Origin of the sequence: Lysobacter koreensis (genome assembly GCF_042677045.1) — a bacterium.
Classification (GTDB): domain Bacteria; phylum Pseudomonadota; class Gammaproteobacteria; order Xanthomonadales; family Xanthomonadaceae; genus Lysobacter_K; species Lysobacter_K koreensis.
Window position 1 is genome coordinate 282447 of sequence record NZ_JBHTIH010000003.1, and the last position, 20225, is coordinate 302671.

At 70.7% G+C, this 20225-nt stretch carries 17 protein-coding genes; all 17 read right to left on the bottom strand.

Annotated elements, in window-relative coordinates; all coding sequences use genetic code 11:
- Window positions 1–114: 114 nt before the first annotated feature.
- Complete coding sequence (locus ACFQZQ_RS06665; RefSeq protein WP_386811981.1) at window positions 115–3054, bottom strand: bifunctional diguanylate cyclase/phosphodiesterase; 2940 nt, start codon at window positions 3052–3054, stop codon at window positions 115–117.
- 353 nt (window positions 3055–3407) lie between these two features.
- Window positions 3408–5681 carry a methyl-accepting chemotaxis protein gene (locus ACFQZQ_RS06670; protein WP_386811982.1) on the bottom strand — a complete coding sequence of 758 codons (2274 nt, stop codon included), beginning with the start codon at window positions 5679–5681 and terminating at the stop codon, window positions 3408–3410.
- Window positions 5682–6163: 482 nt separating this feature from the next.
- Entirely contained in the window at window positions 6164–6646 is a 483-nt protein-coding gene (locus ACFQZQ_RS06675; protein ID WP_386811983.1) for a DUF4440 domain-containing protein, read from the bottom strand.
- 51 nt (window positions 6647–6697) lie between these two features.
- On the bottom strand, window positions 6698–7225 hold the full coding sequence (locus ACFQZQ_RS06680; protein WP_386811984.1) for a chemotaxis protein CheW: 528 nt from the start codon (window positions 7223–7225) through the stop codon (window positions 6698–6700).
- A gap of 72 nt (window positions 7226–7297) precedes the next feature.
- Window positions 7298–9295 (bottom strand): chemotaxis protein CheA, encoded by a 1998-nt coding sequence (locus ACFQZQ_RS06685; RefSeq protein WP_386811985.1) that lies wholly within the window; start codon window positions 9293–9295, stop codon window positions 7298–7300.
- Between the two features lie 3 nt (window positions 9296–9298).
- On the bottom strand, window positions 9299–9664 hold the full coding sequence (locus ACFQZQ_RS06690; protein WP_386811986.1) for a response regulator: 366 nt from the start codon (window positions 9662–9664) through the stop codon (window positions 9299–9301).
- 114 nt (window positions 9665–9778) lie between these two features.
- Window positions 9779–10072: an STAS domain-containing protein gene (locus ACFQZQ_RS06695; protein WP_386811987.1), complete on the bottom strand. Its 294-nt coding sequence runs from the start codon at window positions 10070–10072 to the stop codon at window positions 9779–9781.
- A 78-nt stretch (window positions 10073–10150) separates the two neighbouring features.
- Window positions 10151–10867 (bottom strand): chemotaxis protein CheW, encoded by a 717-nt coding sequence (locus tag ACFQZQ_RS06700; protein WP_386811988.1) that lies wholly within the window; start codon window positions 10865–10867, stop codon window positions 10151–10153.
- Window positions 10864–11637, bottom strand: a complete 774-nt coding sequence (locus ACFQZQ_RS06705; protein ID WP_386811989.1) for a ParA family protein — start codon at window positions 11635–11637, stop codon at window positions 10864–10866. Before ACFQZQ_RS06705 ends, ACFQZQ_RS06700 begins: the two co-directional genes overlap by 4 nt.
- 1 nt (window position 11638) lies before the next feature.
- Window positions 11639–12751, bottom strand: a complete 1113-nt coding sequence (motD, locus tag ACFQZQ_RS06710) for a flagellar motor protein MotD (protein WP_386811990.1) — start codon at window positions 12749–12751, stop codon at window positions 11639–11641.
- 16 nt (window positions 12752–12767) lie between these two features.
- Window positions 12768–13508, bottom strand: a complete 741-nt coding sequence (locus ACFQZQ_RS06715; RefSeq protein WP_386811991.1) for a flagellar motor protein — start codon at window positions 13506–13508, stop codon at window positions 12768–12770.
- Window positions 13509–13515: 7 nt separating this feature from the next.
- A complete protein-coding gene (locus tag ACFQZQ_RS06720; protein ID WP_386811992.1) occupies window positions 13516–15300 on the bottom strand; it encodes a chemotaxis protein CheA in 1785 nt (594 codons plus the stop codon).
- Window positions 15301–15306: 6 nt separating this feature from the next.
- Complete coding sequence (locus ACFQZQ_RS06725) at window positions 15307–15942, bottom strand: protein phosphatase CheZ (RefSeq protein WP_386811993.1); 636 nt, start codon at window positions 15940–15942, stop codon at window positions 15307–15309.
- On the bottom strand, window positions 15939–16331 hold the full coding sequence (gene cheY / locus ACFQZQ_RS06730; RefSeq protein ID WP_386811994.1) for a chemotaxis response regulator CheY: 393 nt from the start codon (window positions 16329–16331) through the stop codon (window positions 15939–15941). The genes ACFQZQ_RS06725 and cheY overlap by 4 nt, the downstream gene beginning before the upstream one ends.
- Window positions 16332–16544: 213 nt before the next feature.
- Window positions 16545–17309 (bottom strand): RNA polymerase sigma factor FliA, encoded by a 765-nt coding sequence (locus ACFQZQ_RS06735; RefSeq protein WP_386811995.1) that lies wholly within the window; start codon window positions 17307–17309, stop codon window positions 16545–16547.
- On the bottom strand, window positions 17306–18235 hold the full coding sequence (locus ACFQZQ_RS06740) for a MinD/ParA family protein (protein ID WP_386811996.1): 930 nt from the start codon (window positions 18233–18235) through the stop codon (window positions 17306–17308). Before ACFQZQ_RS06740 ends, ACFQZQ_RS06735 begins: the two co-directional genes overlap by 4 nt.
- Window positions 18222–20195: a flagellar biosynthesis protein FlhF gene (locus tag ACFQZQ_RS06745; RefSeq protein WP_386811997.1), complete on the bottom strand. Its 1974-nt coding sequence runs from the start codon at window positions 20193–20195 to the stop codon at window positions 18222–18224. Before ACFQZQ_RS06745 ends, ACFQZQ_RS06740 begins: the two co-directional genes overlap by 14 nt.
- Window positions 20196–20225: the final 30 nt, after the last annotated feature.

Consider the following 20225-nt stretch of genomic DNA (forward strand, 5'->3'; position numbering starts at 1 on the left):
AGAAGCGCGCCGGCGACGGCGCGTTTTTTTTTTGTTGCAGAGTTGCGTTGCGCGCGCGAGCTTCGCGGAAACACGAGGCGCGCCCTCCTTGCCGGCGTTCCTCGGCGGTAAGCGCTACGCGTCCCGCCCCAGCCAGTGCGCCATCGGCGCCGGCCGTCCGAGCAGGAAGCCCTGGCCGTACTCGCAGCCCAGGGCGGCCAGCGCGTCGCGCTGCTGCTGGGTCTCGATGCCCTCGGCCACCACGCCCAGGCCGAGCGCGCCGGCCAGTGCGAGGATCGCGGCCACGACCGAGGTGTGGTTCTCCTCGCCCTGGCTGCCCAGCGCGACCACGAACGAGCGGTCGATCTTCAGCTTCTTCATCGGGAACGAATGCAGGTAGCTGAGCGAGGAGTAGCCGGTGCCGAAATCGTCCAGCGCGGCGCCGATGCCGGCGGCCTGCAATCGCGCGAGGGTCGCGCGCATGCATTCCGGGTCATCCAGCAGCGAACCTTCGGTGATCTCGATCAGCAGGCGGGTCGGGCTCAGCCCCGTGCGCGCCAGCATGTCGATCAGGCGCGTGTCGAAGTCGGCATGGCGCAGGTGCCGCGGGGACACGTTGATCGTCAGGTAGGTGTCGACGCGGTCGAGCCTGGCGGCACGTTCGCAGCTGAGCTCGAACATGCGCCAGTCGATAGCCTCGATCACGCCGCAGTCCTCGGCGACCTGGAGGAATTCCGGCGGGCCGAGCACGCCGCGGGTGGGGTGGTTCCAGCGCAGCAGGGCTTCGTAGCCGACCAGTTCGTCGCTGGCCAGCCGCAGGATCGGCTGGAAGTACGGCTCGAACTGGTCGTGCTCCAGCGCATCGCGCAGCTCGCCCTCCAAGGCCAGCACGTCGATGGCCTCACGCTGCAGCGAGGCGTCGAACAACACGAAGCATTTGCGCCCGAGCGATTTTGCGCGGTACAGCGCGGTGTCCGCATCGCGCACCAGTTCGTCGGCGAGGCCATAGCGCGCGTCGGCCACCGCGATGCCGACGCTGCCTGAGACGGCCAGCACCTTGCCGGCCACCTGCAATGGCCGGTCGAGCAGGTCGAGCACCCGCTGCGCGACCTTGATCGCGGTGGCGGGGCCGTCGACGTCCTCGAGCAGGATGACGAATTCGTCGCCCGACAGGCGCGCCACTAGGTCGGGTTCGCGCACGCACGCCTGTAGGCGGACCGCGACTTCCTTGAGCACCTCGTCGCCGGCGAGATGGCCGAGGCTGTCGTTGATGACCTTGAAGCGGTCGACATCGAGGTAGAGCAGCGCGCATTTTCGCTGCGGCTCGTGCCCGAGCCGTGCCAGCACGTGGTTGAGCCGGCTGCGCAGGTAGCCGCGGTTCGGCAGCCCGGTCAGGGTGTCGTGCATGACCTCGTGCTTGAGCCGCTCCTGGATGCGTTCGCGTTCGCCGATCTCCTGGCGCAGTTCGTGGGTGCGCGCCTGCACCCGCTCCTCGAGCTGGGCAAAGGCCTCCTGCTGAACGCGTGCGGTGCGGCGGCGATGCAGGCTGTTGGCGATCTGCGAGGCGACGAAGCCGAGCAGCTCCTGGTCGGCCGGCCCGTACAGCACCGATGGGTCGTAACTCTGCACCGCGACCAGCCCCACCGCCTCGCCGCCGAATATCAGCGGTACCCCGAGCCAGCACTCCGCCAACGCTCCCACCGTGTACAGGTCGACTTCGCCGCGAGCGGCGAGCTCGCGCACCTCCTCGGTCCGCAGCAGCGACTGACCGTGTCGCAACACGTACTCGCTCAGGCCGTGCGCAACCGGACGCGTCGCGAAGTCCTCGCCGCTGTCGTCGACGGCGTACGGGTACTCCAGCGATGCGCGGTCGGAGGAGAGCAGGGCGATGAAGAAATTGCGGGCGTTGGTCAGTTCACCGACCACCTCGTGGATGCTGCGATAGAACGCTTCTTCGTCGATGTCGGCCGTGGCCAGTTGCGCGATCTGGAACAGCGCGGCCTGCAGCCGCTGCGCGCGCTCGCGCTCGATGATTTCCTGATGCAGGCCCAGGTTGGCCTCGGCCAGTTCCAGCGTGCGCTGGCGGACGCTGCGCTCGAGGTCGTCCTGGGTCCGCTTGCGCTCCAGCGCGGTGAGGATGTGGCTGCCGACGAACTCCAGCAGCGCCTGGTCCGCGGCCGAATAGACGATGCCGGGCTGGTAGCTCTGCACCACGATCGCGCCTTCGACCACACCGTCGCGCACCATCGGCACGCCGAGCCAGTCGAAGCTGTCGGTGCCGATCGAGCGCAGTGGCCCGGAGACCTGCCGGCGCAGCTGCGCGTCGCTGCCGCGCAGCGGCTTGCCGTCGCGCAGCAGGTACCAGGTCAGCGTGCCCTCGCGCCGGCTCAAGGGCTCATCGCTCGGCACCTCGTCCTCGACGTCGACGAAGTACAGGAAGCGGATCAGGTCGTTCTGCGCGTCGAGCCGCACGATGAAGCAGTTCTCGGCATACATCAGGGTGCCGACGATGGCGTGGATGCCCTTGAGCAGGTCGGGCTCGGCCAGGTTGGAGCCGGCCAGGTCGGAGATCGCGAACAACGCGCGCTGCACGAGTTCCGAATGCTCCAGCCGCGCCATCGTCCCGTGCAGTTCGGCGATCTCCAGCGCGCTGCGCAGGCGCTGGTCGGCCACCTGCAGCCGGTCGGCGGCCAGTTCGAGCATCGCTTGCGGGCTTTGGCGCGGCTCCAGTTCCATCAGCACCGCCGCGCCGCTGCGCCGCAACGGGATCGCCAGCCGCGTCCGGTGACCAGCCACCAGCCGCGGCATGTCGGTGTCCAGGGCCTCGCGGGCCAGGTCCAGGTCGGCGGCGATGTCGTCGCTGTCGATCGGCTGCGCGGGTTCGCTCCACGCGGAGTCGGCGTCGTCCAGTGCCCACAGCACGCGCACCCCGCGACAGCCGGGAAGCGTGCGCATCGCCTCGGCGGTGGCCAGCGCGACCGCTCGCGGCGTCGCGGCCTCCAGCAATGGCGCCAGCCACGCCAGCGGCGAGGCGGCGAGCGGCAGCAAAGCGTCGGTGCGTACTGGCGTGAGCATGGGGCCGAGCACCCTCTCTTTCCGGTTTGGTATCCATCCCGCACCCCGTTGCCCGAGGCACGGACCCGGCGCGAGCAGCATCCGCAACCGGCATCTGCTGTTGTCGCGCGGGCAGGGGTTATTCCTGTTATCGGCCGCTGCTGGCTGGGCTTTACCGCACCAGCGTGTTGTCGCAGCAGGTGCCGCGATACGCGTGCCGACCCGGAACTCCCGCACGTGCGTGGGGGAGTCGATGCGCGATGCCGTGCGGCGATCGGCGGATCAGCGGTGTTCGGGCGCGACGCTGTCGTCGCGCGCGGGAGTTCGGTCGCACGCCGGGCATCGCGGGGATGCCCGGCGGCGGGTTTCTGCGGTTAGAACTCCTGCCAGTTCTGGTCCGCGCTGCCGTTGGTGCCGGACTTGCGTGGGGTGGCGGCCGCGCGTTTCGGGGCGGGTTTGCCGGCGATTGGCTTGCGCGCCGCTGCCGCCATCTCGATCACGCTGGAGCGCGGTGCGGCCGCTGCCGGGACAAACGCGTCGGTGCGGCTGTCGCGTCCGGCTTCCAGCCGGAACACCGCGACCGTCTGCACCAGCTGTTCGGACTGCTGCTCCAGGCTGCGCGCGGCGGCGGTGGCTTCCTCGACCAGCGCGGCGTTCTGCTGGGTGGTCTCGTCCATCGAGGTGATCGCCTGGTTGACCTGCTCGATGCCCGCGCTTTGTTCCTGCGAGGCGGCCGAGATGTCGGCGATGATGTCGGTGACCCGCTTCACGCTGGTCACGATCTCGCCCATGGTCTTGCCGGCCTGGTCGACCAGCGCGTTGCCCTGTTCGACCTTCTCCACCGAGTCGGTGATCAGCTGCTTGATCTCCTTGGCCGCGCCGGCCGAACGCTGCGCGAGCGAGCGCACCTCGGCGGCCACGACCGCGAAACCGCGGCCCTGCTCGCCGGCGCGCGCGGCTTCCACCGCCGCATTCAACGCCAGGATGTTGGTCTGGAACGCGATGCCGTCGATCACGCCGATGATGTCGACGATCTTGCGCGACGAGGTGTTGATCGCGCTCATGGTCTCGACCACCTTGCCGACCACGTCGCCGCCCTGCGAGGCGACGTCGACCGCGCCGATCGCGAGCTGGTTGGCCTGGCGGGCGTTGTCGGCGGTCGCGCGCACGGTCGAGGTGAGCTCTTCCATCGACGAGGCGGTTTCCTCCAGCGCGGCGGCCTGCTGCTCGGTGCGCTGCGACAGGTCGTTGTTGCCGGCGGCGATCTCGCCGGCGGCCGAGTTGATCGCGTCGCTGCCGATGCGGATCTGGCCGACGATGTCGGCGACCTTGTCGACGGTGCGGTTGGTGTCTTCGGCGACTTCGCCGAACTGGCCGGGCAGGGTGACGGTGATGCGCTGAGCGAGGTCACCGTCGGCAACCGCCGCCATCAGCCGGCCGATTTCGCCCAGGCCGGTGTCGGCGCTGCCCATCAGCGTGTTCAGCCCTTGGACCATGTCGCGGTAGACGAACTCGAAGCGATCGGCATCGCCACGCTGGCTGAAGTCACCCGCGACCGCGGCGTCGACCAGCAGCTTGATCTGGTCGTTGACGCCCAGCATCTGCGCCTTGAACGCGTCGGCAGCGGCAGTGATCTGCGCCTTCTGCCCGGGCAGCTTTTCCATGTCGCGCGACAGGTCGCCGCGGGCGTACTCGGTGATGATGGCGACCAGCTTGAACTTCACCGCGATGTGCGCGGCGACCAAGGCGTTGATCTCGCCGGCCATCTTGCCGTAGGCGCCCGGGAAACGGTCCGCATCGATGCGGAAGTCGATCGCGCCGGCATCGTGCTGGCGGGCGATCTCGCCCTGGGCGTCGGCGAACGACACCAGCCCGTCCTGCATGGTCTTCATCGACCGCAGCAGCTGCGCTACCTCGTCGCGGCCGCGCGCGTCGATGACCGTGTCCATCCGACCCTGCGCGATGGCATCGGCCGCGCGGGTTGCCTGGGTAAGCGGCATGACCAGGCTGCGGGCGATGAGATACGCAAGCGTGCCCGCGATAGCAACGGCCAGAGCCGACAGCACCAGCAACAGGCTCCTGGCGCTTTCGAATTCGGCGTGCTCTGCGGCAAATTTCTCTTCCGTGGCCTTTTCCCGCGTGGCGATACGCTCATGCAGCACCGTCTGCCAGAGTTTCATGGCCGGTGCGGCCTGCGTCACCAGGAACTCCTGCGCCGCCGCGTTCTGGTTCTTGGTAGCCAGCGCGATGACCTGCTCGTTGAGCGGACGGCCGGTGTCGCGCACGGCGCGGGTCTTCTTGCGGATGGCTTGTTCGGCTTCGCTGGAGGGCAGCTCTTCCAGCTCGTCGGCGGCCTTCTTGTAGTCGGCACGCGCATCGGCGATCGCGCTCAGCTCATGCTGTTTCTGCGCTTCGTCGGTGACCATGGTGAGATTGCGCATGGCGATGGCCAAGGCATTGTTGGCCTCCAGCATCTCGTTGAGATGCCCGATCTTGACGTTGTTGACGCCGACTTCATCCATCTGTCCCTGGATCATGGTCAGGTTGTACAGCGCGATGGCGGCCATCGCCATCAGCAGCAGGATCACCAGGCCGAAGCCCGCGGCCAGGCGCATGCCGACCTTGTAGCGTTGCAGTAGCGAAATCATGATCAATACCCTTTTTCTTGTTGGCTTTTCTTGGCTATTGGGAGGTTCTGTAGGGACATCGCGGCAAAAAGTGTGACTCGCAGCGTCGACCTGATAACGGCGCAGGACGCGAGGACTTGAGTCGGCGGCGGGCGGTGTGTTAACGCGCGCGGACAGCGGCTGCGGTGATCGGCTGCGGCCTAAGACGCGCGCAGGCTTGCCGCGGGCGAATCGCACGCAATCGCGCGCGCGATGCCCGCGTGTTCCGGTTCTCGGAATACGGCCGATCTGGACGATGAAATGGGGCGGCCAGAAAATGGCCGCGGGCGCGTGAAAGCGCAGGGCAGGGCCGCGTGTACACCACGGCAGGGGTGTTGCTGGATCTGGTGCTGGGGGTCCGCCGCTGGATCGCGGGCTTACCGGGCAGCGGAACACGGCAACGGCCAGAGGCCGGTGAGCGCGAGGCGCCCACCGGCCACGGATCGCGGTGGCAAGGAGCTAACTCAGGATTTCTTTTCCGGCATCGCCGAGGAGTGGTGGCTGGTGATCAGCCAGCGCGCGCCATCCCAGTGATAGGTGTAGCTGTAGCGCGCGCTGACGGTGACGCCGGTCTTGGCGAACGTGAACGAGTACAGGCCCGCGTCGAACGCCGTGTTGCAGTCGATCTGGATGAAGCGCTGGTCGATCTTGCCCGACGGCCGGTTCTCGACGAAGTGGTGGAAGTAGTCTTCCTTCTCCGCGACGGTGAGACGCGGCTTGTTGGACACGGTGGGCAGCAGGATCGACCGCTGCGCGTAATGGGCGACGATCTTGTGCACGTCGCCGGTCTGCAGGTCCTGGTTCCACTGCTCGAACAACGAGGCGATTTCCTGCTCGGTGACGGCTTTGCAGCTTTCGCTGCGCGGTGCCGCAAGCGCGCCGGCGTAGGCGGTGCCGGTGGTGATGAGTGCGCAACCGGTCAAGGCGAGCAGGGCAAGTGTCTTCATTGGGTATCGCCTCTGGATGCAGGTTGGGGAACGTGGACTGCTACAACGGTTTTAGTGCGCGGCTTGCGGCACCACCAGTCCCATCTCGGCGCTGGCCATCAGCCGTTCGATGTCGAGCAGGATCAGCATCCGCTCGTCGAGCGTGCCGATGCCGGTCAGGAACTGGCTGTCGATGGTCGCGCCCAGTTCGGGCACCGCGCGGATCTGCTCGCCGCCCAGGCGCACCACGTCGGAGACGCTGTCGACGACCATGCCGACCACGCGGTCGGCGACGCTGAGCACGATCATCACGGTCAGCTCGTTGTATTCGGCATGGGCCAGGCGGAACTTCAGGCGCATGTCGACCACCGGCACGATGGTGCCGCGCAGGTTGATCACGCCCTTGATGTAGTCGGGTGCGTCGGGCAGGCGGGTGACCGCGTCGTAGCTGCGGATCTCCTGCACCTTGAGGATGTCGACGCCGTATTCCTCTTCGCCCAGGGCGAAGGTCAGGTACTCGTCGCTGGCGTCGTCGGCGCGCAGCGTGGCGGCCGAGCTGGAGGCGTGGGTGGCGCGGGCGGATGGGGCAACGTGCGACATGGGACGGAGTCCTTGGAAGTGGGAACGAAGCGTTCGGTGCGTTGCAGTCGCGTGGCAGCCGGCCGGTAGCCGTCAGGCCGCTTCCGGCAGCCGGGTGGTGTGGGCGAGGCCGGCGGCATCGACGATCAGCGCGACCCGGCCGTCGCCGAGGATCGTCGCGCCGGACACGCCAGCCACGCGGCGGTAGTTGCTTTCCAGGTTCTTGACCACGACCTGCTGCTGGCCGAGCAGTTCGTCGACCTCCAGCGCGAGGCGGCGGCCATCGCTTTCCACCACCACCGCGATCGGGGTCGGCGGCTCGACGCCCGCGACGCGGGTGGCCGCGGGCAAGCCGTACTGTTCGGCCAGGTTGAGCAGCGGCAGGTAGTCGTCGCGCACGCGCAGCACGCGCGTGTCGCCGGCGATGGTGCGCACGTCCGCGGCGGCCGGCAGCAGCGATTCGACCACCATGCTCAGCGGCACGATGAACACCTCGTCGCCGACCGCGACCGACATGCCGTCGACGATCGCCAAGGTCAGCGGCAGGCGGATCGACACGGTGGTGCCGTGGCCGGTGCGGCTGCGGATCTCGACCTGGCCGCCGAGTGCGGCGATGTTCTTCTTGACCACGTCCATGCCCACGCCGCGGCCGGACAGGTCGGTGAGGGCGTCGGCGGTGGAGAAGCCCGGCGCGAACACCAGCTCCCACACCTGCGCGTCGGTCGGGGTGTCGGGCATCGCGATGCCGCGCTCGGCGGCCTTGCGCAGGATGCGCTCGCGATCCAGGCCGCGGCCGTCGTCGGCGATCTCGATGACGATGGTGGCGCCCTGGTGCGCGGCGGTGAGGGTGACCGTGCCGGCCTCGTCCTTGCCGGCGGCGCGGCGCTCGGCCGGGGTTTCCAGGCCGTGGTCGATCGCGTTGCGCACCAGGTGCACCAGCGGGTCGACGATCTTCTCGATCACGCCCTTGTCCAGTTCGGTGGCTTCGCCACTGGTACGCAGGTTGACCTGCTTGTCGAGCCGGCTGGCGAGGTCGCGGACCATGCGCGGGAAGCGGCTGAAGGCGAACTCGACCGGCAGCATGCGCACGCCCATCACCGATTCCTGCAGGTCGCGGGTGTTGCGCTCCAGCTGCACCAGGCCCGACAGCAGGGCCTCGTTGGCGACCGGGTCGAGGGCCTCGGCGCGCTGTTGCAGCATCGCCTGGGTGATCACCAGCTCGCCGACCAGGTTGATCAGTGCGTCGACCTTGGCGATCGCGACGCGGATGGAATTGTCGGCATCGCTGGCGCGGCGGACGGGGGTAGCGATGTCGGCGGCGGCCGCACCGCTAGGCATGGACGCCGACGACGCGGCATCCGCAGGCGCGATCTGAGCCGGGGCGATGGAAAGCTCGCACTCGCCCTCGACCCACGCGAATGCCTCGTCGATCGCCGCGCGCGGCACCGAGCCGGGCAGGGTCAGATCCCAGGCGAGGTAGGCCTCGACCGGATCCATGCGGTCGAACGCCGGCAGCCGCTCGTCCAGGCAGGTCACCCCGAGTTCGCCATGGCTGGCCAGCTCGCGCAGGATCCGCAGCGGGTCGTTGCCGCTCATGAACATCGACGGCGCGGGCGCGAAGCCGATGCGCCAGTCGCTGGCCGCTGCCGGCGCGGCGGCGTCGACGCTTGCGGGCGCCGCGGCCGTGGCGCCGGCGGCTGCCAGCAAGCGGTCCAAGCCGGCGCGCGCGTGCGCCAGCGCGGCCTGGTCGACCGCGCTGCCGTGTTCGCAGGCGGCCAGCAGCGCGCGCAGCACGTCGACGGCGACCAGCAGTGCGCCGACCGCGTCCGAGTCGAGCGTGCGGCGGCCGCCGCGGGCTTCGTCGAGCAGGGTTTCCAGCAGGTGGGTGAGGTCGGTGACGGCGGTGAAGCCGAACGTCGCCGCGCCGCCCTTGATCGAATGCGCGGCGCGGAAGATGACGTTGATCGTCTCGGCGTCGCCGGCGCCCCCGCCGTTACTGGACACTTCCAGAGCGAGCAGCCCGCTCTCCATCGCGTCCAGCCCTTCACGGCTCTCTTCGAAGAACGCGGCGTGGAAGCGGGTGATGTCCATGGCTCAGCCGAGCACTTTGCGGATGGTCGCGACCAGCTGGTCGGGGTCGAACGGCTTGACCAGCCAGCCGGTCGCACCGGCGGCCTTGCCTTCCAGCTTCTTGTCGCCGCCGGACTCGGTGGTGAGCATCAGCATCGGGGTGAACTTGTAGGCCGGCAGCTGGCGCAGTTCGCGGATCAGGGTGATGCCGTCCATGCGCGGCATATTGACGTCGGTGACCACTGCGTCGAAGCGCTGGGTGCGCGCGATATCGAGCGCGGCCTGGCCGTCCTCGGCCTCGCGCACGTTGTAGCCGCCGGAGGTCAGCGCGAACGCGACCATCTGCCGCATGGAGGTGGAATCGTCGACGATCAGCAGTTGCGCGCTCACGCGGGCTCTCCGTTAAGAACACGGCACTCAACTTGGTTGAGTGTCTTCAGTTTTCCCTCTCCCGCTTTGCGGGGGAGGGCAAGGGTGGGGGCGATGGATTCGGTCGCTTCCATTTCAGACGTGCTCCGAATCCATCGGGGTGTCGACCCCGAGGCTGACCGCGAGCGCGAGTTGGCGCGCGGCGGCGGCGAGGGTCGGCGAGGCAAGGGTGACGGTGGTGTGGCGGCCATGCGCGGCGCGGTCGCGGACGAACGCGTGCAGCAACTGCAGCCCGGCCGCGTGCACGCGTTCGACGCGGTCGCCGGCCAGCGCCAGCGGTGCGTCGTCGTCCAGGTGCGGCTGCAGCGCTGCCTGCAGCTGCGCGACGCATTCGATGCCCAGGTCGGTTTGCAGGGAAAGCTGGTTCATGGGTGGGCCGCAGGCGAGAAGTGTTCTAGTGGGTTAACGGCGTGCGCGGGTGCGACTTGAGCGGGGTTGGCGGCACGATCAGCCGAACAACGCGTTGGCGTCGAGCAGCACCGTCGGCGTGGGACCGACGCGCGCGATACCGACGATGGCGCCGGGATCGCTGCCCGGCAGCGGCGGTTCGATGCGCTCGCGGCCGAGCGTGACGACGTCCTCGACCAGGCTGACCAGCACACCGATCAGTTCGTCGTCGCGTTCGACAACCACGATGCGGCTGCGCTCGTCGGGGTGGACGCCGCCGGTGCCGAGCCACAGGCCCAGGTCGAACACCGGCACGATGCGGCCGCGCAGGTTCATGACCCCGAGCACCGCGGGCGCGGCGCCGCGCATGGCGACGATCGGCGCCATGCGCACCACTTCCTGCACGCGCAGCAGTTCCAGCGCGTAGCTGTCGTTGCCGACGGCGGCGCGCAGCCAGCGGTGGGACGAGGGCATCGTCGATGGCAGCGGCGCCGATGGTGGCGGCGCCGGCGCGGTCGCGACGGTGCTGGGCTGCGCGGCCGGCGTGGGCGCCTGGATCGTCGCGGGCAGGAGCGGCGCAGGCACGGGCGGCGCAGGCACGGGCGGTGCGGGTGCGGGCACGGGCACGGGCACGGGCACGGGCACGGGCACGCAGGCCGACGGCGGCGCCGGCGCGGTGTCGGCGGTCGCGCTCTCGGCGGCTGCGATCGGCGCGCTGTCGAGCAACGCGTCGAGGTAATCGTCGAGCACGCTCATGGTGCCGGTCGCGCTGCTCATGCGGCCTGCCGTTGTGGGACGTGGTGCTGCGCCAGCAGCCAGGCCAGCGCGCGGCGGTAGGCGTCCGCGCCGCGGCCGCTGGGCGCGATCGCGGTGGTGAGCGCGGGGGCATCGCGCAGGCGCGTGTCCATCGGCACGGCGCCGGGCCAGACCCGGCCTTCGTAACGGTCGTGCAGCAGCTCCAGGCTGTGCACGCCCGAGCGCGTGCGGCGGTCGTACAGGGTCGGCAGCACGTGCTGCGGCAGCGGCCGCCGGCGCGAACGCTCGACCATCTCGGCGGTGCGCAGCATGTCCGCCAGGCCGTGCAGCGCGAGCGGATCGGTCTGGGTCGGCACCACCAGGCGATCGGCCGCGGCCAACGCGTTGACCATCAGCAGGCCGAGCGTGGGCGGGCAGTCGAGCAGCACGTGGTCGTACAGCGGCTGCACCGCGTGCAGCGCGCGGCCGAGCGCGAGGCCGAGCCCGGGCTGGGTGGCGCCGCGGCGCTCCAGCGTCGCCAGCGCCGGTTGCGCGGCGATCAGCTTGAGGCCATCGATCTGGGTGGCGCGCGCCAGCGACGCCAGCGATGCGCCGCTGTTGTCGAACAGGTCGTGGGTGCCGGCCGGCGGCGGATTGGCGGGCACGCCGAACGCGCGCGTCAGCGACGCGTGCGGGTCGAGGTCGATCAGCAGCACGCGCTGGCCGGCCAGCGCCAGCCCGCGCGCCAGGCACAAGGTGGTCGTGGTCTTGCCGACGCCGCCCTTCTGGTTGGCAATGGCCCAGGCCTGCATGTCAGCCGGCTCCCGGTTGGGGCGCGAGTTGCGCGGCGACCGAGGTCGACGGCGCTTTCTCGACGCGATGGCGGACAACGCCGGTGCCGTGGCGGGCGCCCGGGGTGCGAACCGGCGCGCGCGTGACGGCGCGGCCGGCGGGGGTCGATGGTGTCGCGGCGTCGGCGGTGCGCGCGGCCGCGGCGGCGGCCTCGGGCGCCTCGGGCGCGGGTTGCGGTTCGAGCGCGATGGTCGGGCCGGTCTCGGGCACCGCATCCGGCCCTTGCGGCGCGGCCAGGATCACCAGCAGCACGCGGCGGTTGGCATTGCGGCCGGCGTCCGTGGTGTTGTCGGCGATCGGCTGGTGCTCGCCGTAGCCGACCACCGCCATGCGCTGCGCGTTGACGCCTTCGGCGGCCAGCACGTGCACCACGCTGGCCGCGCGCGCCGCCGACAGCTCCCAGTTGGACAGGAACTGCGCGGTGCGGATCGGGCGGTCGTCGGTGTAGCCCTCCACGCGCAGCGCGTTGGGCGCGCCGTGCAGCACCGCGGCCAGCTTGCGCACGGTCGCGGTGGCCACCGCGCTGGGCTCGGCGACGCCGCTGGCGAACAGGATGTCGCTCTGGATCTCGACCTCCAGGAACGTGCGTCCGCGGCGCACCGTGACCAGCTTCTGCCGCACCAGTTCGGTCAGCGCGTGCTGGATCTTGGTGCCCAGCGAATTGAGTTGCTGGTCGCGTTCGCGCAACGCGCGCTGTGCGGCGGCCTGGGCGGTGGCCTGCGTGCGCGTCTGCTTGCCGAAGGTCGGCATGTCGAGCGCCTGCTTGACGCGCACCAGGGTGACCGGGGAGGCCGCTGCCGGCCCGCTCTTGCCGCCGGCGGTCTGCGGCGACGGCCGGTCGAACGCGGAGCCGCGCTGCTGGGCCTGGCCCAGTTGCAGCGGCGAGATCGTGCGCGGGGTGCCGCCGAACGCCGACGACAGCGCATCGGACACGGCGCGGTACTTGCCCTCGTTGACCGAGGAGATCGAGTACATGACCACGAAGAACGCGAGCAGCAGCGTCACCAGATCACCGTAGGGGATCGCCCAGGCCTCGTGGTTGACGTGGTCTTCGTGCTGGTGCTTGCGGGCCATGGTGTCGGCAGGCCCGTCAGTGCACGTAGCCGTTGAGGCGGGCTTCGATGTTGCGCGGGTTCTCGCCCTGGGCGATCGCGATCAGGCCCTCGACGATCATCTCGCGCTCGTGGGTCTGGGCGTTGACCAAGGTCTTGAGCTTGTTGCCGATCGGCAGCAGCGCCAGGTTGGCCGCGCCGATGCCGTAGATGGTCGCGGTGAACGCCGCGGCGATGCCGCTGCCCAGCTTGCTCGGGTCGGCGAGGTTCTTCATCACCGCCATCAACCCGAGCACCGCGCCGATGATGCCCAGGGTCGGCGCGTAGATGCCCATGCCCTCGAATACCTTGGCCGCGGCCAGGTCGCGCGAGCTGTGGCCGTGCAGTTCGATCTCCAGCACCTGGCGGATCGATTCGGGTTCGACCCCGTCGACCACCATCTGCAGGCCCTTGCGCAGGAACGGGTCGGGCTGCGCCTTCACCTGCGCCTCCAGGCCGAGCAGGCCCTGCTTGCGCGCGGTGGTCGACCACTCGACGATCTGCGCGATCACCGCGGCGCTGTCGTGCGCCGGCGGCTGGAACACCCAGCGTGCCATCTTCATCGCGCGCTTGAAGGTCGGCATCGAGGTCTGCAGCAGGATCGCCGCCAGGGTGCCGAGGATCACGATCACGAATGCGGCCGGCGACCACAGCCCGGACAGGCCGGCGCCCTTGAGCACGCTGCCGCCCATCAGGGCGCAGATGGCCAGAACAGCGCCGATGATGCTGAGTCGGTCCATGGGGTGTTTATCGGTTGCCGTGGCGATTACTTGAACTGCGCGCGGTGGCCGGGGCGTTGCCGCGCAGGCCGCTGCGCAGCAGGGCGTCGACATCCAGGATCAGCGCCATGCGGCCGTCGCCGACCAGGCTGGCGCCGGCGTAGCCGGGCAGGCCGCGCAGGGTCGGCGGCAGCGCCTTGATCACGACTTCCTCGCGCCCGCGCACGCGGTCGACCGCGAGGCAGAAGCGTTGCTCGCCGGACTGCAGCACCACGCAGGTCGACGCCGACAGCGGCGCCGGGTCGAGGCCGAGCCAGTCGCGCAGGCCGAGCAGCGGCAGCGGCTGCTGGCGCAGGTCGAGCACCTGCTGGCCGTCGATCCACAACGCCTTGCCCGGGTCGTGCGCGAGCACCTCGACCACGCGCACCAGCGGCAGCGCGTAGACGTCGTCGTCGATCTCGACCAGCAGCGTCGGCAGGATCGCCAGGGTCAGCGGCACCCGGATCGCGAAGCGGCTGCCGGCGCCGATCTCGGAATGGATCTGCACCGCGCCGGACAGCTCGCGGATGCGTGACTGCACCACGTCCATGCCGACCCCGCGCCCGGACAGGTCGCTGACCTCGTCGCGGGTGGAGAAACCGGGCAGGAACAACAGCTGCAGGCATTCGTCGCTGGACAGGCGCGCGGCGGCGTCGGCGTCGACCAGGCCCTTGTCGACCGCGATCCGGCGGATCTTGTCCGGGTCGATGCCGGCGCCGTCGTCGCGCACTTCGATCGCGACGTGGTCGCCTTCCTGCTGCGCGCTCAGGCGCACGCGGCCGAGCTCGGGCTTGCCGGCGCGGCGGCGCGCCTCGGGCATCTCGATGCCATGGTCGATCGCGTTGCGCACCAGGTGCACCAGCGGGTCGGCCAGGGCCTCGACCAGGTTGCGGTCGAGCTCGGTGTCGGCGCCGACCACCTCCAGGTCGACCTGTTTGTGCAGTTGCCGGGCGACGTCGCGCGCGAGCTTTGGGAAGCGCGCGAACACGCGGCCGACCGGCTGCATGCGCGCGGTCATCACCGCCGACTGCAGGCGCGAGGTGGCGACGTCGAGCGAAGCCACGGCGCGGTCGAGGTCGTCGTCGCGCAGGCGCGGGCGGATCGTCTTCAGGCGGTTGCGGGCGAGCACCAGTTCGCCGACCAGGTTGACCATCGCGTCCAGGCGGCGCACGTCGACGCGCACGGTGGCCTCGGCGGCTTCGACCGCGACGGCGGCGGATTTGGCGACGAGTTTTGGAATGGCGGCAGGCGCCGGCGCGGCGGGCGCTTCGCCGGGGACGCCGCCGGCGCCGTGCAGGCTGTCCAGCAGCGCCTCGAAATCGAGGTCGTCGATGCTGTCGCCGCCGCTGGCGAACGCGGCGAGCGCGTCGTTCGCCGCGGCCGGCGGCGCGTTCGCGGTGCCGGTGCGCAGCGCGGCCAGCAGCTCGGGCGGGGCCGGTTCCGGGGTGATCCCGGCCGACACGCAGCGCAGCATGTCGACCAGCAGGTCCAGCGATTGCTGGGCGCCGTCGAAGGCCTGCGCGTCCAGCGGCGCGGCGCCGGTGCGCGCGGCGTCGAAACGGTCTTCCACGGCGTGGCAGATCGCCACCATCGGGCCGAAGTCGAGGAACCCGGCGCCGCCCTTGATGGTGTGGAAGCCGCGGAACACCGCGTTGAGGCATTCGCGGTCGGCCGGCGCGTGCTCGAGCACGACCATCTGCTCGCCGAGCTGGTCGAGGATCTCACGCGCCTCGACCAGGAAGTCCGCGGCGATGTCGGTGGCGATGGCGGACATGCGGGTCTACAGCCCCAGTGAGGACAGCAGCTGGTTGGCGTCGTCCTGGGTCGCCGCGGGCGGGTCGATGCCGGCCAGCGACGGGCCGTGGCCGTGGCCGGACAGCTGCAGCGGCCGCGCGCGCGCGTGGGTGCTGTTGGCGTCGTCGCCGACCATGTCGCCGAGGCCGACGTGGACCACGCGCACCAGTTCGACCACGCGCCGGATGATCTGCCCGGTGAGGTCCTGGTAGCCCTGCGCGGCGGTCATCTCCGACAGCCGGCCGCGGATCGCGGCCACGGTCGCGGCCTGCTCCTCGGCGGCGGCGTCGGGCAGGGTGCCCAGCAGCACGCTGCATTCCTGGATCAGGTCGAGGGTGTGGTGGCTGGCGTCTTCGGTGACGCGCACCACGTGCTCCAGCCGCGCGCACGCCTCGGGCAGCGAGCCGCCGCTGGGCGCGGCGCCGCTGGCGTCGCCGAGCGCCTGCTCGAGTTCGCGCGCGAGCTTGGCCAGGCCCTGCACCAGCGGCTGGGTGCGCCACTGGATCAGCTCGTCGACGTTGGCGCGCCAGGCGGCGTGGTCGTCGGCCTCCAGCGCGTCGAGCGCGGCGTGCAGGGTGTCGACCACCGCTTGCCGGCTGTGCACAGCCGCGACCGCATTCACGCTGCAGCCCCGAGGCGCTCGAACACCTTGCCGAGCTTGTCGCTGAGGGTGGCGGCGGTGAACGGCTTGATCACGTAACCGTTCACGCCGGCCTGCGCCGCTTCGATGATCTGCTCGCGCTTGGCCTCGGCGGTGACCAGCAGCACCGGGATCTTCGACAGCGCCGCGTCGGCGCGGATCGCCTTGAGCAGGTCGATGCCGGGCATGCCGGGCATGTTCCAGTCGGTGATCACCAGGTCGAACGGACCCTTGCGCAACTCGACCAGCGCGCTGTTGCCGTCGTCGGCCTCGGCGGTGTTGAAGAAGCCCAGGTCGTTGAGCAGGTTCTTGACGATGCGGCGCATGGTCGAGAAGTCGTCGACGATCAGGATGCGGATGTTCTTTTCCATGCGGGTCTCGTGTCGGTTGCGATGGTGTTTGTGGTGGCATGCGTTGCGTTGCTTCTCCCTTCTCCCGCTGGCGGGAGAAGGTGCCCGCAGGGCGGATGAGGGCGCGCGCAACCAGGTAGTCGTTGCAAGCTGGGTTCGCGTGCCCTTACCCCAGCCCTCTCCCGCGCCCCGAAGGAAGTCACCCTGGGTGGCGAGCGGGAGAGGGAGTCGAAATCAGTCGTCGTCCGCGTCCTGCTCGCCGCGCCAGTCGCCGAGGCGGGCGCGCAGCCGCACCACCGCCTGGCCATGGATCTGGCACACACGCGACTCGCTGACCGACAGCACCGCACCGATCTCGCGCAGGTTCAGTTCCTGCTCGTAGTACAGCGACAGCACCAGCTGCTCGCGTTCGGGCAGGTCGCCGATGGCGGCCCCGAGCGCCTCGCGGAACGCGTTGTTCGCGAACGCGCGCGCGGGCGTGGCGGTGCCGGCGACGGCCAGGCGCGGCTCGCCGTCGTGCTCGTCCATGTGCGCGTCGAGGCTTACCAGCTGGCCGCGCGCGGCGTTCTCGACCATCTGGTGGTACTCGTCCAGGCCGATGCCGAGCGCGCCGGCGACCTGCTGCGCGGTGGCGGCGCGGCCGGTGCGTTGTTCGATGTCGCGGGTGGCGGCGACCAGGTCGCGGTAGCGGCGGTGCACCGAGCGCGGTACCCAGTCGCCGCGGCGGATCTCGTCGATCATCGCGCCGCGGATGCGGATCGAGGCATAGGTCTCGAACGCCGCACCCTGATCGGCCTGGAAGTTCCGCGACGCGTCGATCAGGCCGAGCATGCCGGCCTGGATCAGGTCGTCGATCTCGACGCTGGCCGGCAGGCGCGCGGCGAGGTGGTGGGCGATGCGCCGCACCAGTTCGCCGTGGCGCTCGACGATGTCGGCAGCGTTGTTGGTTTGCGCGTCGCGCTGGGTGGCGCGGTAGTGGGCGGTGGCGACGGCGTTCATGCGGCCGCGCTCCGCGCCGCGGCCGGCGCCGGTGCCTGCGCGATCAGGCGTTCGATGAAGAACTCGACGTGGCCGCGCGGACCGGCCGGCGACTGCCACTGCCGCGAGCGGCGCGCGATGTCGCGGAACGCGATCGCCGACGGGCACGACGGGAATGCGTCGACGACGGCTTCCTGGCGCTGGATCGCGCGCCGCAGCCACTCGTCGCGCGGGATCGCGCCGAGGTAATTGAGGGTGACGTCGAGGAAGCGCGCGCTGACGCGTTCGAGCTTCTCGAACAGCTGGCGGCCCTCGACCGCGTGCTGCACCTGGTTGGCGAGCACCTGCACGCGGCTGACGCCGCGCTCGCGGCTGAGCACCTTGATCAGGGCGTAGGCGTCGGTGACCGAGGCCGGCTCGTCGCAGACCACCACGATCACGTCCTGGGCGGCCTGGCAGAAGGTCAGCACGCCATCGGCAATGCCGGCGGCGTTGTCGACCACCATGGTGTCGATCGGCAGGTCGAGCTCGCTGAACGCGTGCACCAGGCCGACGTGCTGCTGCGGGGTGAGTTCGGTCATGTGGCGCTTGCCGGACGCGGCCGGCACCACCATCAGCCCGTTGGGACCGGCAAGCAGGGTGTCGCGCAGTTCGCAGCGGCCGGCGAACACGTCGGCCAAGGTGAAGCGCGGCGACAGACCGAGCATCACGTCGACGTTGGCCAGGCCCAGGTCGGTGTCGAGCAGCAGGGTGCGCTGGCCGGCGTTGACCAGGGCGGTGGCGAGGTTGACCGAGACCGATGTCTTGCCGACGCCGCCCTTGCCGCTGGCCACCGCGATCACGCGGGGGGCGGCAGCGCCGTCGGCGGCCGAGCGGACGTGGGGCACGGCCTGCGGGGTGACGCCCGATGCGGTGCGGTGGGGCGCGTTGAAATCAGGCGACTGCATGGCGATCCTCGGTGGCGAGGGGGTTATCGGCAGCACGGCGCAGTTTCTCCAGTGTCCGTGCCAGGTGGGTGGCGTCGGCGGTGTCGAGGTCGGAGGTTTCCTGGCCGTGGGTGGTGTAGGCCAGGGTCAGGCCGTGGCGGACCGTCACCGACAGCGCGGAGCCCAGGCGGCCGGTTTCGTCGAGCTTGGTCAGGACCACGCCTTCCGGCGCGGCGGGGCGGTAGCGGCGGATGACTTCGCCCAGGTCGTGCGGGTGGGCGTTGGCCGGCAGCACCAGCAGGCTGCGCACCTTGCGCGCGGCGCGCAGCCACAGGATCTGGCTGAACAACGCGCGGTCGCGCGGTGCGTAGCCGGTGGTGTCGACCAGCACCAGCGGGTAGTCGGTGAGCTGCGCGAGCGCGTCGGCCAGGCCCTCCGGGCCGGCGGCCGCGCACACGGTGATGCCCAGGCGGCGGCCGTGCGCGTGCAGTTGTTCGTGGGCGCCGGCGCGCTTGCCGTCGGTGGTGAGCAGGGCGACGTCGCGGGCGCGGTGGCGCGCGGCGAAGCGCGCGGCCAGCTTGGCCGCGGTGGTGGTCTTGCCGGCACCGGTCGGGCCGACCAGCGCGATCACGCCGCCGTCGTCGAGCGGTTCGCTGCGGGCGACGCTGAGGGTGCGCGCCAGCTCGGCGAACATCGGCTCAAAGATCTCGGCCGCGGGCAGGCGCGGGTCGAGCTTAGCCGCGACCGATTGCGCCAGGGTCTCCTCGCAGCCGTAGCCGATCAGCGCGTCGTAGGCGGCCGCGCGTCCCGGCGACCCGCGCAGGCGCTCGAGCGACAGCTGCTCCATCTGCTTTTCCATCAGCTGGCGCATGCTCGCCAGCTCGTCGCGCATGGCGAGCATGTTCGCGTCGGGGGTGGCGCTGGGGGCGGCGACCACGGCGCGCAGGGCGCGGGTCGGGGCGGGGACGAGCGCGTCGTGGGTGGTCGGCATCTCGCTCGCGCGCGAGGCGTCGGCGGTCGCCGCCGGTGCCGGGCTCGCGCCGGAACTGAGCGAGATCAGGTAGTCGGCGTCGCTGTCGCCGTCATCGGCGTTCGGAACGGTCGCCGCGGTGCTGGCGGTCGCGATGGTCGGTTCGATCGCGATGGCGGGCGTCGTCTGTCCGGTGTCGGTGACCGGGTTGGCGCTCGTCGCGATCGCTGCGATCTCGACCGCGGCGATCGGGGCCGGCGCGATGGCTTGGACGGTCGTGGTTTCGACGGCCGTGGTCGCGGCCGGCGCGACGTCGACGATCGCGGTCGTCGAAGTCGCGCCGATAGCCGTGGTCGGCCCGTTGAGCGCGGCCATCATTTCCTCGAAGCGGGTCGCGGCCGGCGTGGTCGCGGAACTCGCGGCCGGCACGGCGCTCACGCCGGCCGACAGTTCGGCCAGGGTCGGGCCGTCGCCGCCGCGGGCGTCGTGGCCCTTGAACGCGGCGCGGGCACGCGCCATCAGCGACTCGCGCGCCGGGGCCGCCATCGCGGTAGCAGTGGCAGTCGCGCTCGGCGCGGGCCGGGAATCGGTGGCCGCCGCGACCGGGGCGATCGCGGCCGGCGGGCGGGGCTCGCTGCTGGCGGCCGCGGGCACCGGCGTGGCCGGCGTGGAAATGAAGTGGGTCGGTTCCGGCGCGGCTTCCAGCAGCAAGCTGGCAAAGGCCGGGACCGCTGCGGCCGGCGCCGGGCTGGCCGCGGTCGCGATGGCCGGCGCGGCGATCGCCATCGGCGGCTTCGCGGCGTTCGGCGCAAACGCGGTTTCCAGTCCCGGGGCCGCGGCGCGCAGCGCCTGCGCCACCAGGGCTTCGTCGTAGTCGGTGGCGGCGACCACTTCGATCCCGCCGCCGTCGATCGCGCGGTTGGACAGGATCACCGCATCGGGGCCCTGTTCGTCACGGACCATGCGCAACGCGGTGCGCATGTCGGGGGCAATGAAACGCTTGATTCGCACTGGCTTCTCCTGCTGCGCCGGATCGCCGAC